The organism is Halomonas sp. GFAJ-1 (assembly GCA_002966495.1).
Classification (GTDB): Bacteria; Pseudomonadota; Gammaproteobacteria; order Pseudomonadales; family Halomonadaceae; genus Vreelandella.
Window position 1 is genome coordinate 696,936 of sequence record CP016490.1, and the last position, 17,643, is coordinate 714,578.

Annotated in this window: 12 protein-coding genes; 4 read left to right on the forward strand and 8 right to left on the reverse strand. The window is 55.6% G+C overall.

Going from position 1 to position 17,643, the window contains the following annotated elements:
- The first annotated feature begins 8 nt into the window (after positions 1-8).
- Positions 9-1,226, forward strand: a complete 1,218-nt coding sequence (locus tag BB497_03150) for a beta-ketoacyl-[acyl-carrier-protein] synthase I (GenBank protein AVI61768.1) — start codon at positions 9-11, stop codon at positions 1,224-1,226.
- Between the two features lie 113 nt (positions 1,227-1,339).
- Here BB497_03150 and BB497_03155 read toward each other — a convergent pair whose 3' ends face one another.
- The 4 genes from BB497_03155 to BB497_03170 form a co-directional block, all read right to left on the reverse strand.
- A complete protein-coding gene (locus tag BB497_03155; protein AVI61769.1) occupies positions 1,340-2,074 on the reverse strand; it encodes an acyl-phosphate glycerol 3-phosphate acyltransferase in 735 nt (244 codons plus the stop codon).
- Positions 2,071-2,961 carry a dTDP-4-dehydrorhamnose reductase gene (locus tag BB497_03160; protein AVI61770.1) on the reverse strand — a complete coding sequence of 297 codons (891 nt, stop codon included), beginning with the start codon at positions 2,959-2,961 and terminating at the stop codon, positions 2,071-2,073. Before BB497_03160 ends, BB497_03155 begins: the two co-directional genes overlap by 4 nt.
- A gap of 47 nt (positions 2,962-3,008) precedes the next feature.
- Positions 3,009-3,707, reverse strand: a complete 699-nt coding sequence (locus BB497_03165) for a single-stranded DNA-binding protein (GenBank protein ID AVI61771.1) — start codon at positions 3,705-3,707, stop codon at positions 3,009-3,011.
- Positions 3,708-3,809: 102 nt separating this feature from the next.
- Positions 3,810-5,189 (reverse strand): MFS transporter, encoded by a 1,380-nt coding sequence (locus tag BB497_03170; GenBank protein ID AVI64243.1) that lies wholly within the window; start codon positions 5,187-5,189, stop codon positions 3,810-3,812.
- Positions 5,190-5,359: 170 nt separating this feature from the next.
- Here BB497_03170 and BB497_03175 point away from each other — a divergent pair, with 170 nt between their 5' ends.
- The gene (locus BB497_03175; protein AVI61772.1) at positions 5,360-8,209 is read left to right on the forward strand and encodes an excinuclease ABC subunit A; all 2,850 of its coding nucleotides are present in this window, start codon (positions 5,360-5,362) and stop codon (positions 8,207-8,209) included.
- A 141-nt stretch (positions 8,210-8,350) separates the two neighbouring features.
- Positions 8,351-9,094 carry a Crp/Fnr family transcriptional regulator gene (locus BB497_03180; GenBank protein ID AVI61773.1) on the forward strand — a complete coding sequence of 248 codons (744 nt, stop codon included), beginning with the start codon at positions 8,351-8,353 and terminating at the stop codon, positions 9,092-9,094.
- Between the two features lie 61 nt (positions 9,095-9,155).
- Here BB497_03180 and BB497_03185 read toward each other — a convergent pair whose 3' ends face one another.
- Complete coding sequence (locus tag BB497_03185; GenBank protein ID AVI61774.1) at positions 9,156-9,938, reverse strand: ribonucleoside-diphosphate reductase; 783 nt, start codon at positions 9,936-9,938, stop codon at positions 9,156-9,158.
- Between the two features lie 57 nt (positions 9,939-9,995).
- A complete protein-coding gene (locus BB497_03190; GenBank protein AVI61775.1) occupies positions 9,996-12,107 on the reverse strand; it encodes a ribonucleoside-diphosphate reductase, adenosylcobalamin-dependent in 2,112 nt (703 codons plus the stop codon).
- A 206-nt stretch (positions 12,108-12,313) separates the two neighbouring features.
- Here BB497_03190 and BB497_03195 point away from each other — a divergent pair, with 206 nt between their 5' ends.
- On the forward strand, positions 12,314-12,895 hold the full coding sequence (locus BB497_03195) for a hypothetical protein (protein AVI61776.1): 582 nt from the start codon (positions 12,314-12,316) through the stop codon (positions 12,893-12,895).
- A 3-nt stretch (positions 12,896-12,898) separates the two neighbouring features.
- On the opposite strand, the gene BB497_03200 is transcribed toward BB497_03195, so the two are convergent.
- Together BB497_03200 and BB497_03205 are read right to left on the reverse strand one after the other, a co-directional pair.
- Positions 12,899-15,538 carry a hypothetical protein gene (locus BB497_03200; GenBank protein AVI61777.1) on the reverse strand — a complete coding sequence of 880 codons (2,640 nt, stop codon included), beginning with the start codon at positions 15,536-15,538 and terminating at the stop codon, positions 12,899-12,901.
- A gap of 80 nt (positions 15,539-15,618) precedes the next feature.
- Entirely contained in the window at positions 15,619-17,622 is a 2,004-nt protein-coding gene (locus BB497_03205; protein ID AVI61778.1) for a histidine kinase, read from the reverse strand.
- Positions 17,623-17,643 lie beyond the last annotated feature (21 nt).

Below are 17,643 nucleotides of genomic sequence, written 5' to 3' on the forward strand. Positions count from 1 at the left end.
AGGCTCCCATGCGACGAGTGGTAGTCACCGGCCTTGGCATCGTGTCGTGTTTAGGCAACGACCAGCAACAGGTCTTAGACGCGCTCAAAAGCGGGCGCAGCGGTATTCGTTTTAAGGAAGAGTACGCCGAACGCGGCTTTCGTAGCCATGTAGCGGGTAGCGTTGACATCGACCTTGATACTCTTATTGACCGCAAACTGCGCCGCTTTATGGGCGATGCAGCAGCTTATGCGTATGTTTCCATGGCCCAGGCCATTGAAGATGCAGGGCTAACAGAAGAGCAGGTCTCCAACGAGCGTACCGGGCTTATTGCCGGGTCTGGCGGTGCTTCTAGCGCCAACCAAGTGGAAGCTGCTGATGTTATGCGCGAAAAAGGCCTACGCCGCGTAGGGCCTTACCGCGTTACCCGCACCATGGGCAGCACGGTATCCGCTTGCTTGGCAACGCCGTTTAAAATTAAGGGCGTTAACTACTCAATCTCTTCCGCCTGTGCGACCTCTGCCCACTGTATCGGCAGCGCCATGGAACAAATCCAGCTGGGCAAGCAGGACGTGGTGTTTGCAGGTGGTGGCGAAGAAGAGCACTGGACACTCTCCTGCTTATTCGACGCTATGGGTGCTCTTTCCACCCAATACAACGATACTCCGGAGAAGGCCTCGCGCCCTTATGACCAGGCTCGCGATGGCTTCGTCATTGCAGGCGGCGGCGGCATGCTGGTGCTTGAGGAGTTAGAGCACGCCAAAGCGCGTGGCGCCAAAATTTACGGCGAGCTGGTGGGCTATGGCGCGACGTCCGACGGACACGACATGGTAGCACCGTCTGGCGAAGGTGCTATGCGCTGTATGCGCCAGGCGATGGCAACCGTATCGGGTGATATTGATTACATCAATACCCACGGCACCTCAACGCCCGTTGGCGATGTAGCCGAGCTCAAAGCAATCCGCGAGGTGTTTGGCAATTCAACCCCCGCCATGAGCTCAACAAAATCACTCACTGGGCACTCGTTAGGGGCTACGGGCGTTCAGGAAGCGATTTACTCGCTACTGATGATGCAGCATAGCTTTGTTGCCGCCTCTGCCAATATTGAGCACCTAGATGAACAGGCTGACGGCTTTGATATCGTAACCCAGCGTCGTGATGACGTAACCATTGAGCGCGTGCTTTCCAACAGCTTCGGTTTTGGCGGCACCAACGCTTGCTTGGTTTTCCAGCGCTTTAACGATTGATATAAGCAAAGCAAGATGCGTCGGTCGACGCATAAACAAAACAGTAACGGCGCCATGAGGCGCCGTTACTGTTTTTACCCACTAGATGATGAAAAGCAGCGAGGTGAGCTAAGCTAACGGGAAGTGGGCCTTGGCACATCAGAAATCTCCTGCAGCTGCCCTTCAATCCACGCCTCTACGTCCACCAGCACCTCGTCGGGGGTGCGCCCTGCCGTTTCAATCGGTTTACCAATTCGCACCCGCAGCACCCCTGGTTGCTTCACCCAGTTACGCCCCGGCCAACGTTCGCCGGCGTTATGCGCCACCGGCAACACCGGCACTCCCGCGCGACACGCCACTACGCTACCGCTTTTGTTATAGCGCCTGCGGATACCAGGATCAACGCGCGTGCCTTCCGGAAAAATCAGCACCGAAAGTCCAGTTCCTAAACGCGCTACGCCTTGGGTCAGCACCTGTTTCATGGCTCTAGCGGGCTTTGATCGGTCTAAACTAATGGGCCGCAGCAACCTTAACCCCCAACCAAACACGGGTATTTTCAATAGTTCCTGCTTAAGCACCGTGCACACCGGCGGCTTCATCACCTGCAAAAATACCGTTTCCCACTCACACTGGTGATTGGCCTGAATAACGCAGGGCCCCTCGGGAATATGCTCACGGCCCTGGATGTCGTAGCGCACACCGCAGGCGATCTTAAACCACACCATCAAAAAGTAGTTATAAAGGTTAAGCAAGCGATAGCGGGCAGCGAGCGGTAGGAACGGTGCTATGGGCAAAAAAAGCACGCCAATCACCAGCATGGCGGAGAAGTAACCCAAGTAAAACAATAGGCTGCGAACCACATTGATCAAGCCGTCTCTCCTGTTTCAGCATCACTCTGCTGTTCACGTGTCAAACACCACGCATCCAACATGCGACCTACTTCAAGGCGCCACGGCTTTTGATGCACACCAAACACATCCAATACGCGACGACAGTTTAAAACTCGACGCAGTTTGGCATCATGATGGTGGTTTAACGCCTGCACATCGCCAAGGATGATCGACTCGCCACGCCCCTCTAAGTGAGTAGCTAACTGCGTTCGCACCATGGACGTAAATGTGAAGGCGCTCACCGGCTCCGTGCCTGCCAAATGGTAGGCTCCCCAGGCATCGGCGCCACAGACCTGCTGCTGTAACATACCCATTAAGGCCATGGCCACTGCATCCGCTGAGGTGGGGCAAAAGACAACATCCTCAGCCGCGCGCACATTTTGCCCCGTAATCAGGCTGTCGATAATTTCGCTTAACCACGCACGACTACCTTCAAGGGCGAACAACGGCCCTAGCCGCACAATCAAATGTCGTTGATACTGCGCCCGAATACGGTCGCCGGTTTCTACTAGACGCCGTAAGCACTCATCCCGCGGGGCGGGTACGACGTGCTCATCAATCGGCACATCAAAACCATCTTCGTAAAGTTGGTCGGAAACGCACCATACCAGCGCAGCCTCCTGGGTTTGGCAGGCCTCCAGGCAGGTATCCACTGCATCTGCATGAGCCTTGACCGCTGCTGGCGTCATGCTTAGTGGATGCGCCAGCGGCGGTATGATGACCGCATCAGGCGCAATTGCCTGTAATTGCGCCGCCGTTACCGTCGTGCCTTGTTCGATAACAAGCTCCGCGTCGGTGCGGCGGCTCGCCTCGCGGGCCAGTGCCAAGCTTAGGCAGTGCCCGGCATCTAATATCAGCAGCTTCACGGCAGACCCTCTCCCTCAACCCAAGAACGTGCTAGTAACTTACCAGCTTAAAACGGGATTTCGTCGTCAAAATCGTCGAAGTTACCTGGATCAGGCGCGCCGTAGTTGCTGTTCTGGTTGGCGGGGGCAGGCTGATTTTGCTGCGGAGCAGGCTGCGGGCTACGCTGGGCGCCGCCCTGCTGTGGGTAACCACCCGGCTGCTGAGGCGCGTTTTGAGCAGGCGGCGTCTGACCTGGGTTGCCTTGCCCATAGCTGTTTTGCGCAGGGGCATGTTGAGCCGGGGCGTTTTGGGGCTGCCCACCCTGTGCGGCGTTATTCTGGGCATAGTTATTCTGAGCATAATTATTCTGGGGATTATTCCCTTGAGAGTAATTACCCTGTGGCGCACCGCCGCCTTGGAAGTCGCCACTGCGGCCATCAAGCATCTGCATGTCATTGGCAACAATTTCAGTGCTGTAACGGTCCTGACCATTCTGGTCTTGCCACTTACGGGTTTGCAGGCGGCCTTCAATGTAGACCTTGGCGCCTTTTTTCAAATACTGCTGGGCAATCTCGGCAGTTTTATTGAACAGCACAATGCGGTGCCACTCGGTACGCTCTTGTCGCTGACCACTCTGACGGTCCATCCAGGTGTCGGAGGTCGCAAGGTTCAAGTTAGCCACGGCGGTGCCCGACGGGGTAAAACGTACTTCTGGGTCTTGCCCCAGGTTACCAATCAAAATGACTTTGTTAATTCCGCGCGCCATAGCTCGCTCCTTTAATAATCGGTCATAAAAATAATCAACCAACGATACGACGGTATCATCGGCGTCACTGCCGGCTGCCCCGACTTGAGCAGCTTAGCAGGGTTAAGTCTTAGGCGGCGAAATCAGCTTTATTAAGGCCGCCCGATCAAGCTGCTGTCGATTCACTTTTAGGTACATCAGGCGCTCTTCAGGCACCACCATTACATCTTCAACCCCCACGACGTCGGCCAGATGCTCCATTAAGAGGTCTAACGCGTCGGGCTGCGTGTCGTGTAGCGCAACGACCTCGCTGGATAACGGCGGCGGCGATGGCATACGCAGCATGGCCAACCACCATAACAGTGCCAAGCACGCGCAGCCGATAAACACCGCATTAAGGCCCCAGTTATGCGCCAACACACCGCCAAGCGTGCCGCCCAAGAATGCTCCTAAAAACTGGCTGGTGGAGTACACTCCCATCGCAGTACCTTTAGCACCGGCAGGGGCTAGCTTACTGAGCATCGAAGGCAGCGTCGCTTCCAGCAAATTAAAGCCGGTAAAAAACACAAACAGCCATACAAACAGCCAGTGTCCCTGAGAGAGCGTTAACCCCAAGCTAGCCAGACTAACCACAATAGCGCCGATGGCGAGCAGGCACATCAGCTTCATCCGCTGGCGCTTCTCAGCCACAATCACCAGCGGCACCATGGCCACAAAAGAGAGCGCCATGACCACTAAATAGGCCAAACCATGGTACTCAACCGCCACCCCAGCACTGAGTAGCCGAAACGGTATCGCCACAAAAATGGCCATCAGCACCAAATGCAGGGCAAAAATGGATACATCTAAGCGCCAAAGATCAGGGCGGGTAATGACACTTTTCAACTGCTGACGATCCATGCCTACGTCGCGGTGACGTAGACGCCGCGGCGCGGGAGGCACCCAGCGCCAAAGCACTAACAAGCTCACTAAGGTCAGTAGGGCCGTAAACCAAAATACCGCCGATAACCCTGCCCAAGACGCTAGCAGCGGCCCTATTACCATGGCGATCGCAAACGACACGCCAATCGATAAACCAATGGTGGCCATCGCCACAGTGCGCACCTGCTCCCGCGTTTGGTCAGCCAGAAGCGCCATAATCGCCGCCGCTATGGCCCCGCTGCCCTGCAGCGCACGGCCAAAAATCACCCCCCAAATGGTGTCCGCCAGCGCCGCTACAACGCTACCTAGCGCAAAAATGACTAACCCCATGGCAATAACACGCTTACGGCCAATACGGTCAGAGAGCAGACCAAACGGTATTTGCAGCGTCGCTTGGGTTAATCCATAAATACCCAAGGCCACGCCTATTAAGAGCGGTGTCGACCCTGTAAGCGTATCGGCATACAGCGCCAATACCGGCAACACCATGAAAAGCCCCAACATACGAGACGCATAGAGGCCAGCCAAGCCGCTGATTGCACGGCGTTCAGTGGCCATCAGCAGTGCAGAAACCTTGCGCATAATGCCCTTGTGTATGGTGGATGGGCCGAACGGCCTAAGATAACCGCCCATTCTAGCGCTTTGTACCCAGGCTGGAAACGCCCAGCGCCGCCGTTTCGCTGCAGGCAGTTTTGCCGGGAGGGGTACAGGAAACGTATAATTGCGCTTTTGCCACGCGATTCGAGGTGTTGATGGACAGCATTCTGGTCAGGGGTGCCCGCACCCACAACCTCAAGCAGATCGATGTGGAGCTGCCACGCGATAAACTGATTGTTATTACAGGGCTTTCAGGCTCAGGCAAATCATCGCTAGCGTTTGACACGCTCTACGCCGAAGGGCAGCGACGCTATGTGGAGTCACTCTCTACCTACGCGCGCCAATTTCTTTCGATGATGGAAAAGCCCGATGTGGACCACATCGAAGGGTTATCGCCTGCGATTTCCATTGAACAGAAGTCCACCTCCCACAATCCTCGCTCCACCGTTGGCACTATTACTGAGATTTACGATTACCTACGCCTGATGTTTGCCCGCGCCGGTACGCCGCGCTGCCCAGAACACGGCGAAGACCTTGAAGCGCAAACGATTTCGCAAATGGTCGACCAGGTAATGAACCTGGCCGAAGGCACCAAACTAATGCTATTGGCGCCGGTGGTGAAGGGCCGTAAAGGGGAACACCTGCAGCTGTTGGCCGAGCTTCGCGCCCAAGGCTTTGTGCGCGTGCAAATTGACGGCCAAGTGCTTGAATTAGACGATATTGCACCGCTGGATAAACGCAAGAAGCATGATATCAGCGTCGTCGTTGACCGCTTTAAAGTGCGCGACGACATCGCCCAGCGTTTGGCCGAGTCATTTGAAACCGCCATCAACCTCGCCGATGGCACGGCAATGATTCACTTTATGGATGGCGAGCAAGAAGATCTCGCCTTTTCATCGCGCTTTGCCTGCCCGGTGTGCGGCTACTCGCTCTCTGAGCTTGAGCCGCGTATGTTCTCGTTTAACAACCCTGCGGGCGCCTGCCCTACCTGCGACGGACTAGGCGTGCAGCAATATTTTGATCCTGAAAAGCTGATCAGCCATCCAGAACTTTCGCTGGCCGAAGGCGTTATTAAAGGCTGGGATCGGCGCAATATTTACTACTTTACCCAATTACAGGCGCTGGCCAATCACTACCGGTTTGAGTTGGAAACGCCGTGGAGCGAGCTTGCCCGCCACGAGCAGGAGATTATCCTCAACGGCAGTGGTGACGAACAAATTCCGTTTACCTATGTAGGCGACCGTGGCCGCAAGGTAACCCGCGAACACGCTTTTGAGGGCGTCCTGCCTAATATGCAGCGCCGCTACCGAGAAACCGAATCCAACATGGTGCGCGACGACCTAGCCAAGTATATCGCCGTGCAGCCCTGTGCCACCTGCAGCGGTTCGCGGCTGCGCAAAGAGTCCCGCCACGTTTATGTCGATGACCACACTATCGCCGATATTGTGCGCCTGCCCATTGGTGAGGCGTGGCGCTACTTTGCAGACCTAAGCCTACCGGGCCGTAAAGGCGAAATTGCCGATAAAATCGTCAGTGAAATCCATGCCCGTTTGGAATTTTTGGTCAACGTGGGGCTTGATTATCTGAACCTTGAACGCAGTGCCGACACGCTCTCCGGCGGTGAAGCCCAGCGAATTCGTTTGGCCAGCCAAATTGGCGCGGGGCTGGTCGGCGTGATGTACATTTTGGATGAGCCTTCCATCGGCCTTCACCAGCGTGATAACGACCGCCTGCTGAAAACCCTGGAACGGCTGCGCGACTTAGGCAATACGGTGATCGTTGTGGAGCACGACGAAGACGCCATTCGCGCCGCGGACCACGTGCTGGATATTGGCCCTGGCGCCGGTGTTCACGGCGGTGAAATCGTCGCCCAGGGCACCCCCCAAGACGTGATGGACAACCCCAACTCGCTCACCGGCCAGTACCTTTCGGGCACGCGGGCAATTGCAGTACCGCCCTACCGGATTCCCGGCAACCCGGAAAAGCAGCTGGTGCTGCGCGGTGCTACGGGCAACAACTTGCAAGACGTCACTTTAAGCCTGCCACTGGGGCTGTTTATCGCGATTACGGGCGTTTCCGGCTCGGGTAAGTCCACCCTGATCAACGGCACGCTGATGCCGATTGCGGCCCGGGAATTAAACCGCGCGACCACGCTGACCGCTGCGCCTTATGAGAAAATTGAAGGCCTGGATCAACTTGATAAAGTGATCGATATTGATCAAAGCCCGATTGGCCGTACGCCACGCTCTAACCCCGCGACGTACACTGGGATTTTCACCCCTATTCGGGAACTGTTTGCGGGCACTCAAGAAGCGCGTTCCCGGGGCTATAAGCCGGGCCGTTTCAGCTTTAACGTGAAGGGTGGGCGCTGCGAAGCTTGCCAGGGCGAAGGCATGATCAAGGTAGAGATGCACTTTCTGCCGGATATTTACGTGCCCTGTGACGTGTGTAAGGGCAAGCGCTACAACCGCGAAACGCTCGATATTCATTACAAAGGCAAAACCATCCATGAAGTGCTAAACATGACGGTGGAAGACGCCTTAGCATTTTTCAGCCCAGTACCCGCTATTGCCCGCCGCTTACAAACCCTTCTGGATGTAGGCCTTTCCTATATCCGCCTGGGGCAAAGCGCTACCACCCTATCCGGCGGTGAAGCCCAGCGCGTCAAACTTGCCCGAGAACTGGCTAAGCGCGATACCGGCAAAACGCTGTATATTTTAGATGAGCCGACCACTGGCCTGCACTTTGAAGATATTCGCCAACTACTGACCGTACTCCACCGGCTGCGCGATCACGGCAACACCATTGTGGTGATTGAGCACAATTTAGACGTCATTAAAACCGCTGACTGGATTATCGACCTTGGGCCTGAAGGCGGCTCTGGTGGTGGAAAAATCATCGCCGAAGGCACCCCCGAACAAATCGCCAAGCAGAAAGTTTCTCACACAGGGCGCTTCTTGGCCCCGCTACTGGCCCGGGGTAAAGGTACCGCTAAATCCGCCTAACCCCATGAAACAGGGCACGCCAGCGCTTGCCCTGCCAACGTTTAAGCCAGCCAAAAGGGCGAGCAACATTGGCACGTTATGTTTATATTGTGTAGCACCTAGCTTAACTACAATGGTTAGCTCTTGAGGAGAACGTAAGCCGTGGACGAAGATAAAAGCTGTATTATTCGTCACTTTAGTCACTACTGCTCGCTGACTGAAGAGGAGAAGCAGTTGTTAGACTCCCTTGAGCAGAGTCCGACCACTATCAAGGCTGGCGACTTACTGTGGGAAGCGGGCGCGTCAGCAGACGAATTCTGCACGATTAGAAGCGGCTGGGCCTACTCTTTTCGCCATCTTGAGAACGGTGACCGGCAGATTTTAGAGGTCTTTCTGCCTGGCGATATTATTGGCCTGCGTGAATTTGCTTTTTCACAGCGGTTAGATAGCGTCCGCATGATTTCTGATGGCGTGGTGTGTCACTTCCCCCATAGGCGTATGCTTGAAATATTTCGCCAGTCGCTCACCTTGACGTCTGTGCTTTTCGCCATCAGCAGCCGCCAACAGGCTCTGCTGACTGAACGACTCGTCAACATAGCCAGACGTACTGCTAGGCAAAAAATGGCGCACTTTCTCCACGAAATGTATCTTCGCCTGCGCCAAACTAACCGTGATATTGGCGGGCAGTTTCGTCTCCCTCTTTCACAGGAGCAGCTAGCTGATATTTTGGGGCTAAGCCCGGTACATGTTAGCCGTACCTTTAGTGCATTAAGTGAAGAGGGGCTGGTTTTCCGAGACCGTCACCATGTCACAATCCCTGACTTGGATGCCCTAGCCACTGAAGGCGAGTTTGACGACTGCTACTTAACCGATAGCGTTAGGCCACTGCTGGAGCAGTCCGCATAAAAAAGCCGCGCGCCTAGGGCACGCGGCTTGTTAGTTGCCTATTTTTAATCACCCACCTTTATTAACCACACTTAGACCAGCCGCAGCCTGCATAGCAGGTGGGGCAACCGTCCATCATGATTAGCTCACCGCGACACTCCGGGCAGTTGCCTACGCTGGGGGGGCCACTGCCTTCAGGCTTTTTTACCGATGCACCTGACCCGCCAATCGGTTCTACGGCGCCCTGCTCTACCGAGGCGGCTTCTGCTTCTTCAGGCTGCCAGGCATGGCCGTGCTGCATACGGTGCGCATAGCGCTCCACCAGCGTTTCTACCGGCACTTGGTTGCCATCCTGATCAAGAAAGCCACGGCGATAAAGAATTTGCTGAATCGACCAGGCAATTGCCGCGACTTCTGAGTCGTGAAACACCGGCTTGTTCCAACGGTTCATTCCACAGCGCACCAAGCCTTTATCCCAGGCCACCTTGCGAAGGTCGGCAACTGCCTGGGTCACGTAGCCACCACGGGCGGCCAGTGACAGGCTGCGCATAGTCGCCGTGATCCACTGGTGTTCGCTGGAGAGCTGGCCAGAGGGAAAGAAAAACTCAACGGGCCGTTCAATCACAACTCGCCGACCGCCCATCACGCCCTCTACGGGCATAAAGGAAACCAGCAAGTAGACTTTTTTACGCCCTTCAGCACCTACGTAAGAAATCTTTTCAGAGACGGCTTCCAGCGTTCCTTCCGGGCGAGAGGGAATCCGAACCGTCAGCGGATCTTCTTCGGGTAGCTCAGGGGCAGGCGCGGCCTGCTCCTGCTGCTTAATGCGATAACCAACTATTTTTGAAGTAATTTCAACAGCCATATCGTTCTCCACTTAGCAAAGGTGTGCGTGGTTTAGTCAGTAAGATGCTGCCCGCACTTACCATTTGCCGTAGGTGCCCTCTTTCAAGCCATCAAACAGGTTAGCGGCATTATGCTCTTCACCGTCGTAAATCACCGTTTCATCGCCGGTAAGCTCTAGGGTTTCACCATTTTCCAGTTCGAACACATAGGTGGTGTTTTTAAGGTCGTCTTCGCGTACCAGCACACCTTGGAAGGCTTCAGGGTTAAAACGGAAAGTGGTACAGCCTTTCAAGCGGCTTTCGTAGGCTTGCAGGTAGAGGTTCTGAAATTTTTCAAACGGAAAATCGGTAGGCACGTTCACCGTTTTAGAAATGGCCGAATCAATCCACTGCTGAGCGGCTGCCTGCACGGCCACGTGCTGCTCCGGCGACACCGAGTCAGCAGTAATAAAGTAGTCGGGTAGATCGCTCTCCACCGCATCAGCGGCGATAAAGTGGCGGTAGGCCGCCAGCTCAAACGACAGCACTTCGACCTGCTCTTTGGTTTTCTTGCCCGACTGGATAATGTTACGGAAGTAGCGGTGCGAGAACGACGGCTCAATGCCGTTAGAGGCATTGTTACCCATGGAAAGCGAAATAGTCCCAGTGGGCGCAATCGAGCTGTGGTGGGTGAACCGCGCACCGTGTTCGGCCAGTGCCGCTACCAGCTCAGGCTCTAACTCGGCGACTTTCGCCATATATTGGCTGTAGCGGGCATGCAAAATACGCCCCGGCACCTTGTCGCCTACTTCGTAACCATCGCTTGCAAGCTGGGGGCGCTCACGCATCATTTTCGGCGTAATGGTGTGCTCCTGCGCTAGCACCGGTGCCATGCCTTTCTCTTTGGAAAGCTCTAACGCTTGTTTCCAACCCTCCAGGGCAAGGTGACGGCTGACCTCTTCAGTGAAGGCTAGCGACGCGTTTGAGCCATAGGGGATTTTGAGCATCGTCATCGTAGACCCCAGCCCTAAAAAGCCCATCCCGTGGCGACGCTTAGCTTCAATTTCACGCTGCTGCTGGGGAAGCGGCAGCCCAGCGATCTCCACAACGTTATCCAGCATGCGGGTAAAAATAGCCACCACGTTACGGTAGCGCTCCCAGTCAAAACGCGGCTTATCGCTGAACGGTTCGATAACAAACTGAGTGAGGTTGATAGACCCCAACAGGCAGGCGCCTTCCGGTGGTAGCGGCTGTTCACCACAGGGGTTTGTGGCGCGGATATCTTCACAGAACCAGTTATTGTTCATACGATTCACTTGGTCAATCAGTATGAAACCCGGCTCAGCGTAGTCATAGGTGGAGGACATGATCGTATCCCACAGCTCGCGGGCTTTGATCACTTCAACAATGCGGCAGGCCACACGGCCCTGCTCATCCACCGTATACCCCTCTTCGATAACGGGCCAGTCGCGGTAGATCAGGTCCTCGGCCTTAACGTCCTCTTTTTCACCGGGATGGAGCGGAAACGCCAGCGGCCAGTCGGCGTTGTTTTTCACCGCTTCCATAAACTCATCGGTTATCAGCAGGCTAAGGTTGAACTGACGCAGGCGGCCCGCTTCCCGCTTGGCTTGGATAAACTCACGCACATCTGGATGACCGACATCGAAGGTGCCCATCTGCGCACCACGACGCCCACCGGCAGAGGCGACGGTGAAACACATTTTGTCATAGATATCCATGAACGCCAGCGGGCCGTTGGTACCGGCGCCTGCGCCAAATACAAAGGCGCCCTTATGGCGCAGCGTCGAAAAGTCGTAACCAATGCCAGCGCCGGACTTCAGCGTCATGCCAGCATCCACTACGGAATCAAGGATATCTCGCATGGAGTCGCGAATGGTGCGCGATACCGTACAGTTAATCAGGCTCACCGCTGGCTTGTAAGCTTCCGCACCGGCGTTAGACAGAATCCGCCCGGCAGGAATGGCGCCATTTTCCAACGCCCACCGGAATTTCGGCAGCCATTCGTTCGCTTTATCACCTTCCACCGCCGCTAGCGCCCGCGCGACCCGCTCAAAGGTAGCCCCCACATCCTGGTCAACAGGGCGGCTATGACGATCTTTAAGGCGATACTTAGCGTCCCAGATCTCCCGCGAGGGCGCCTGCATCGGAACATCATTAGAGGTCTTCATAGCCTTAGCAGCGGTGCTCATGTGACAAAACTCCTTCACAACGGGGTGAATACAGTACTCAAATGCGGCGATTATACGTGGCATCGAAATGAAGTATAGACTTGACTTCACACTATATACGCCACTTAATTTTCTCATCTACTACTAGATATAGGAAAATCAGCGCGTTAGCTTTTGTTGGTCGCCAACACGCTATAGGCTAGGGTTTTTCTTGTGCGAAATTGATCATGCAAACGTACACCTCTCTCTCAACGCTTGTGATTAGCACCATGGCGGGCGCCACCCTTTGGGTTGCCGCGCCCTTCGCCGCAGCGGCTACGTTTAACATTGAGCAGCCCGAAGCCCATGGCCATTGGCAGTCGATGATGCTTGTTCTGGGTGACGAACGTCACGTGCGCGCAGTGGAGACTCACAGCTACTCAGATGCGACCTTAAGCCTTAACGCGACTCAGGGCGTTTGTGATCTACCTTGGCTGGAAATGCGCGTTACCCTTGAGCAGCAGCAAGGGGAAAGCAAAGCGGTCAATCTCGTACCGGCTAGGCTGCGTATTGATGAGCAACCCATCGTGGATACCATGGCCGAATTTATTACCGAGCGCGGCGACGATGGCTTTTACGCACACTTCTATCTCAGCGAAATGTCTGCATTAATAGACGACATGCGCCAGGGCGAGCAGCTATTTATCGGCTTTGATCAGGAAGCGAATGCGCCGTGGTATATGACGTTTAGTCTGGAAGGCGCTGATGGCGCCATTGGGCGCATGCAGTCACTGTGTGAACCGCCCTTAGCTGCCGAGACAGGCTATTAATCCCTATACGGTGTCTGGTAGCTGTAAGTTTTCAATCGGCTGAGGCCGTGAAAAGAAGTAGCCCTGATAGACAAGACACCCTTGCGCATTGAGCCAGTCGCGATGCGCCTGGGTCTCGACCCCTTCGGCAATAACCTCTAGTTCTAGGCTATGGGCCAACGCAATCACCGTCCGCACAATCGCGGCATCTGCCGGATCTTCCAACACGTCTCGAACAAAGGATTGATCAATTTTAAGCTGATCTAGAGGAAGCTGTTTGAGGTAGGCCAGCGACGAATAGCCGGTACCGAAATCATCCAGGGAGAAACGAATGCCTAACTGCCGCAACGCCTCCATGCGGCAACGCACCTCGGCAATGTCCTCCATGAGCAGCGACTCAGTCACTTCAAGCTTTAGCCGCTGCGGATTAGCCCCGGTACGTGCTAAGACAGCTTTTATTTGTTCAACAAAACCTACTTGTCGGAACTGGTTAGGGCTAACGTTAACCGCAGCACTCAACGCTGCGGTATGCGGCTGCTGCGACCAGACCACTAGCTGCCGACAGGCCGTTTCCAGCACCCACTCACCAATCATCCCGATGAGGTGCGTTTCCTCCGCTAGCGGAATAAAGACACCCGGAGACACGATACCGCGCTCGGGATGCAACCAACGCACAAGCGCCTCAACGCCCACGACCTGACCACGCTCATTCACCTGGGTTTGGTAGTAGAGCGATAGCTGCTGTCGTTCAATCACGTGGCGTAGGTCAGACTCTAGCTGGGCACGCTCCTTCACCGCAGCTTGCATAAAGGGGTCAAAAAAGCACAGCGCATTGCGCCCAGAGGCTTTGGCTTGATACATCGCCAAATCTGCCTGCTGTAAAATTTCGCTTACGCCTACCGACTCCCCAGCAAATAGCGTCACACCAATACTGCCAGAGATCTGGAGTGGGTGGTCATCAATGACCAACGGCTCTCTGAGAGCAGTCAGTAGCTTATAAGCAACACCTTCTGCATGCTGCGCAGCCACCGCGATATCGTCCCCTAGCTCGTGAAGCATAACGACAAATTCATCGCCTCCCAGCCGGGCAGCGGTATCACTATCACGCACAATACCCGCGAGCCGTTTGGCAACGGAGACCAGTAACGCATCGCCTAAGTAGTGGCCCAGGCTGTCGTTAATGGTTTTAAAGTTGTCCAGGTCAATAAACATCACCGCGCTGTAGTGACTCTCCTGACGTGCCTCCCGCTGGCGGGCCTCAATGCGGTCAATCAAGAGGCGACGGTTGGGAAGCCCGGTCAGGGCATCAAAAAACGCCAGCTGATGAATTTCCTGCTCAGCGGCTTTGCGCTGGGTGATATCACTTAACGTAGCCACATAGTGGGTAACGGCGCCGTTATCATTACGAACAACGCTAATGGTCAGCCATTGAGGATAAACCTCACCATTTTTACGCCGATTCCACACCTCGCCTTGCCAGCGATCCTGCTCATTGAGAGATAGCCACATCTGTCGATAAAACGTGGCATCGTGGCGGCCAGAATTCAACATCGCCGGTGTAAGGCCCACTACTTCTTTTTCGTCGTAGCCGGTGATCTCACTAAAGGTGTGGTTAACCTGCACAATGCGGTTATCCGCATCGGCAATAAACATGCCCAGGTGCGTTTCAAACGCCATTGCAGCAATTTTGAGCTGCGCGGCTTCAAGCTCAGTGGCTTGCTGCGCTGTTTTTCGGGCCGCCACCTCTTGAGTCAGCTGTTGGCGGTGCTCACGCAGGACTTTTTCCGCCGCATAGAGGCGTCGGTAGTGATAAAAGGCCGTCGCTCCTAACGCCGCCAGCAGCACTATCCCCACCAAGATAATCCAAAACCGCCGCCACCAGTCGTGCAAATAAAAGGTGGTGTCTTCACCACTGATGACTAGCCAGGGAGCATCACTCAACCGCCGCGCGCTAAACAGCCGCTGCGTATCATCGACTGGCGAGACGCGCTCCCACGTAGCCGCAAGTTGATCACTTGCTAAAAAATGCGCCAGTTCGGGGGTACTAACCTCGCGGCCCAGCACGGCAGGCTCTTCGACGCCCCCCTGGGAGCGCTGCATGATGACACGGGGCGTAGCATCTAACAGCGCAAGACTTGCGCCTTCATTTAGGGTTAAACGCCCCATCAGCTGCACAAAATAAGCAGGATTTAACCGTGCAACGATATATGCCTCCGGCTCACCAACGCTGTTTTCTACGCGTAATAGGTGGAGCAGGCGCAGCCCATCCGCGCGCTCTGACCAGTAAAGGCGCGAGACGGCATCGCGGCGGTCACGTTGACCAACTAACCCAGACAAAACGTCCTGCACGCCAACATCAAACCGCGTGCTCTGAAGCGGTAGTGTTGATGCCAATACATTGCCTTGTGGATCAAGCAGGCCAACTTCATCCCAAAGTGCGACCTGGTCGCGCTGCTGCGCTAAATAGTGCGCCAGCAACGTCGTATCAATACGCTCGTCATAGGTGAGTTGATAGAGCGCCTCAACGCTCTCAAGGGCGTGACGTGAGGTCTCCAGCGCACTTCCTAACCACTCTGCTACTACATCAGCACTAGCGCCCGTGCGCGACTGCGCAGAGGTTTGCTGGTTGAGATAGAAGGTGCGCATCTCCCACACCACCAGCATGACGATACCTGCCAGTAATAAGCTGCCAAAGAGCCCTACCCATCGAGGGGAGAGGTGGCGCCATTTCTCACTCTGATATCTCAAGATGGTTCCTTGATGGCGACTTCAACACGGTTACGCCCACTCCGCTTTGCCTGGTACATCGCCATATCCGCGCGGGCGACTAACGTTTTGCAGCTATCTCCGGGCCGCCATGCCGCGACCCCAACGCTGACGGTGATGGGCTGTGGCAATTTATTTACCTCCAGCGAGGCAACAAGATGGCGCAGCCGCTCCGCCAGACCAGCGGCCGCCTCTATGTCGGAGTGAGTCGCTAGCACCACAAATTCTTCTCCGCCCCAGCGGCCCAGGTGGTCACAACCGCGTAGAGAACTTTCCACCAAGCGCGCTAGCGATACCAACACGTCGTCACCCAAGCTATGCCCGTAGCTATCGTTGATCTGCTTAAAGTGGTCTACATCGAACAGCAACACTGCAAAGACCGCGCCATAGCGTTTAGCGGCCACCAGCTCAGCGTCGATGGCTTGCTCAATGCGGTAGCGGTTCCATACTTGGGTCAGCGGGTCGAAATGCGCCAGCTGCTCTAAGCGCTGATTTGCTTCGGCCAGGGCTTTGCGCTCGCACTCTAGGTACATATTGAGCGTGCTGATTTCGTACGCTGAAATCGCCAATGTTAGGTCTTCCCCCAAGTCCACGGCTGCTAGGCGCTCGACCCGCTGCCACGCCTCGCTTTTACCCACCACTTCTTCATGCCATGCCGCTGGAGGAGTGGCTATGACGGCCCCCTGAGGGAAAGCTTTAGGCTGCATCGCCCAATAGAAGCTTTCTACCTGCTCAGGACGGAAAAACAGCAGCCAACCGCGCTGAGCGAGGTTCACGGGCAGGGGCACTGCTAGCACACCACACTGCTCGGGCATGGACAGCGATGTGGTTAACGGCTCCTTAGAGATATCCCGAGTACACCACGGCCCGCTATGACCATGGGCTTTATCCAAGCGCCTAGCCAGCTGGCTAATCGCCTCTGGGGCCGGCGTATTACCAGACTGAAAAACGCTGCCCTTCGCCCATAGTGCCACGCCGTGGGAACGAAACAGTGCCATCCAGGTATCCGCCTGTTCAGCCAAAAGTTGCTGGGGGCTTTGCGGTTCTTCGCGTGCTTTGGTTGAAAGCGCCAAGCTATCCTGCACGCGCTGTAGATAGCGCGCTTCTTGGCGTGCCCGCAGCAGCAGCAGGCGCTGAGTCGCCATTTGCACCAGCATGCGCACTGCGTCACGCACCGGAGGGGCCACCGGGTGTGATTTCGCCGAATAACAAAACAGCAGCCCCCAAAGGCCAGTATCGCTCTGCATAGCAACGCTTAACGCCCCGCGAACGCCAAGACGGTGCAGATAGCGTTGACGCTCTGGGGCAGGGGCACGCAGAAAACTATCGTTAAGTGCCACAGGGAAATCACGGGGGACTAAGTATTCACTGGGCGCTGCCACATCCTCAATTAAGCGCACCGGATGGCGCTCGTAGGCGAGGCGTAAGGAAAGGGGAAAGTCGCTGGAGGGAAAACGCTGACCTAACAGTGACGGTAAGCCGCTGCCGCATGCTTCGGCGACGATCAGCCCGTGCCAGTCGCTGTCAAGGTGGCAGATCGAGACGCGATCGTGACCGGTCAACTCTTGAACAGCCCGCACTAGGTAGTCAAGCAACTCCTCTTGATGACTCGCTTCCGTCAGCCTGAGCAAGCGCTCATTCACCGTGCCTAACAAGCGCCGTTTACCAACCGGTGTCAGTGGTTCAATTTCTACCACAACGTAGGCGCCTGAACGGTAGGCATAAAGCTGAAAGCGCGTTGAGCTCGCCGGGCGGGTAAAGGTTAGCGGCCCGGCCAAGCGCTGCTGGCCCTGTAGCTCGTGACGTAGCCGCTGGCTTAGGCGTTTGCCCAGCACTTCCGACAGCGTCTGATCACGCCCGTCGGTAACGGTCATGCCAACCAGTGCGGCGAGGTTGCTACTGAAAGCTTGAATGCGCCGACTGTCAGCATCCAACACCAGCAAAGCGCCAAACGACTGAAGTAAAGGGTGTTGCTTCGGCACGAAATAGCCTCGAAAAAAAAT

Bases quoted from the DNA above. Each gene is read 5' to 3' on its own strand.
- BB497_03165 (AVI61771.1), bottom strand. From the start codon at position 3,707: ATGGCGCGCGGAATTAACAAAGTCATTTTGATTGGTAACCTGGGGCAA.
- BB497_03190 (AVI61775.1), bottom strand. From the start codon at position 12,107: ATGAGCACCGCTGCTAAGGCTATGAAGACCTCTAATGATGTTCCGATG.
- BB497_03170 (AVI64243.1), bottom strand. From the start codon at position 5,189: ATGCGCAAGGTTTCTGCACTGCTGATGGCCACTGAACGCCGTGCAATC.
- BB497_03195 (AVI61776.1), top strand. From the start codon at position 12,314: ATGCAAACGTACACCTCTCTCTCAACGCTTGTGATTAGCACCATGGCG.
- BB497_03175 (AVI61772.1), top strand. From the start codon at position 5,360: ATGGACAGCATTCTGGTCAGGGGTGCCCGCACCCACAACCTCAAGCAG.
- BB497_03200 (AVI61777.1), bottom strand. From the start codon at position 15,538: ATGCTGGTGGTGTGGGAGATGCGCACCTTCTATCTCAACCAGCAAACC.
- BB497_03185 (AVI61774.1), bottom strand. From the start codon at position 9,938: ATGGCTGTTGAAATTACTTCAAAAATAGTTGGTTATCGCATTAAGCAG.
- BB497_03150 (AVI61768.1), top strand. From the start codon at position 9: ATGCGACGAGTGGTAGTCACCGGCCTTGGCATCGTGTCGTGTTTAGGC.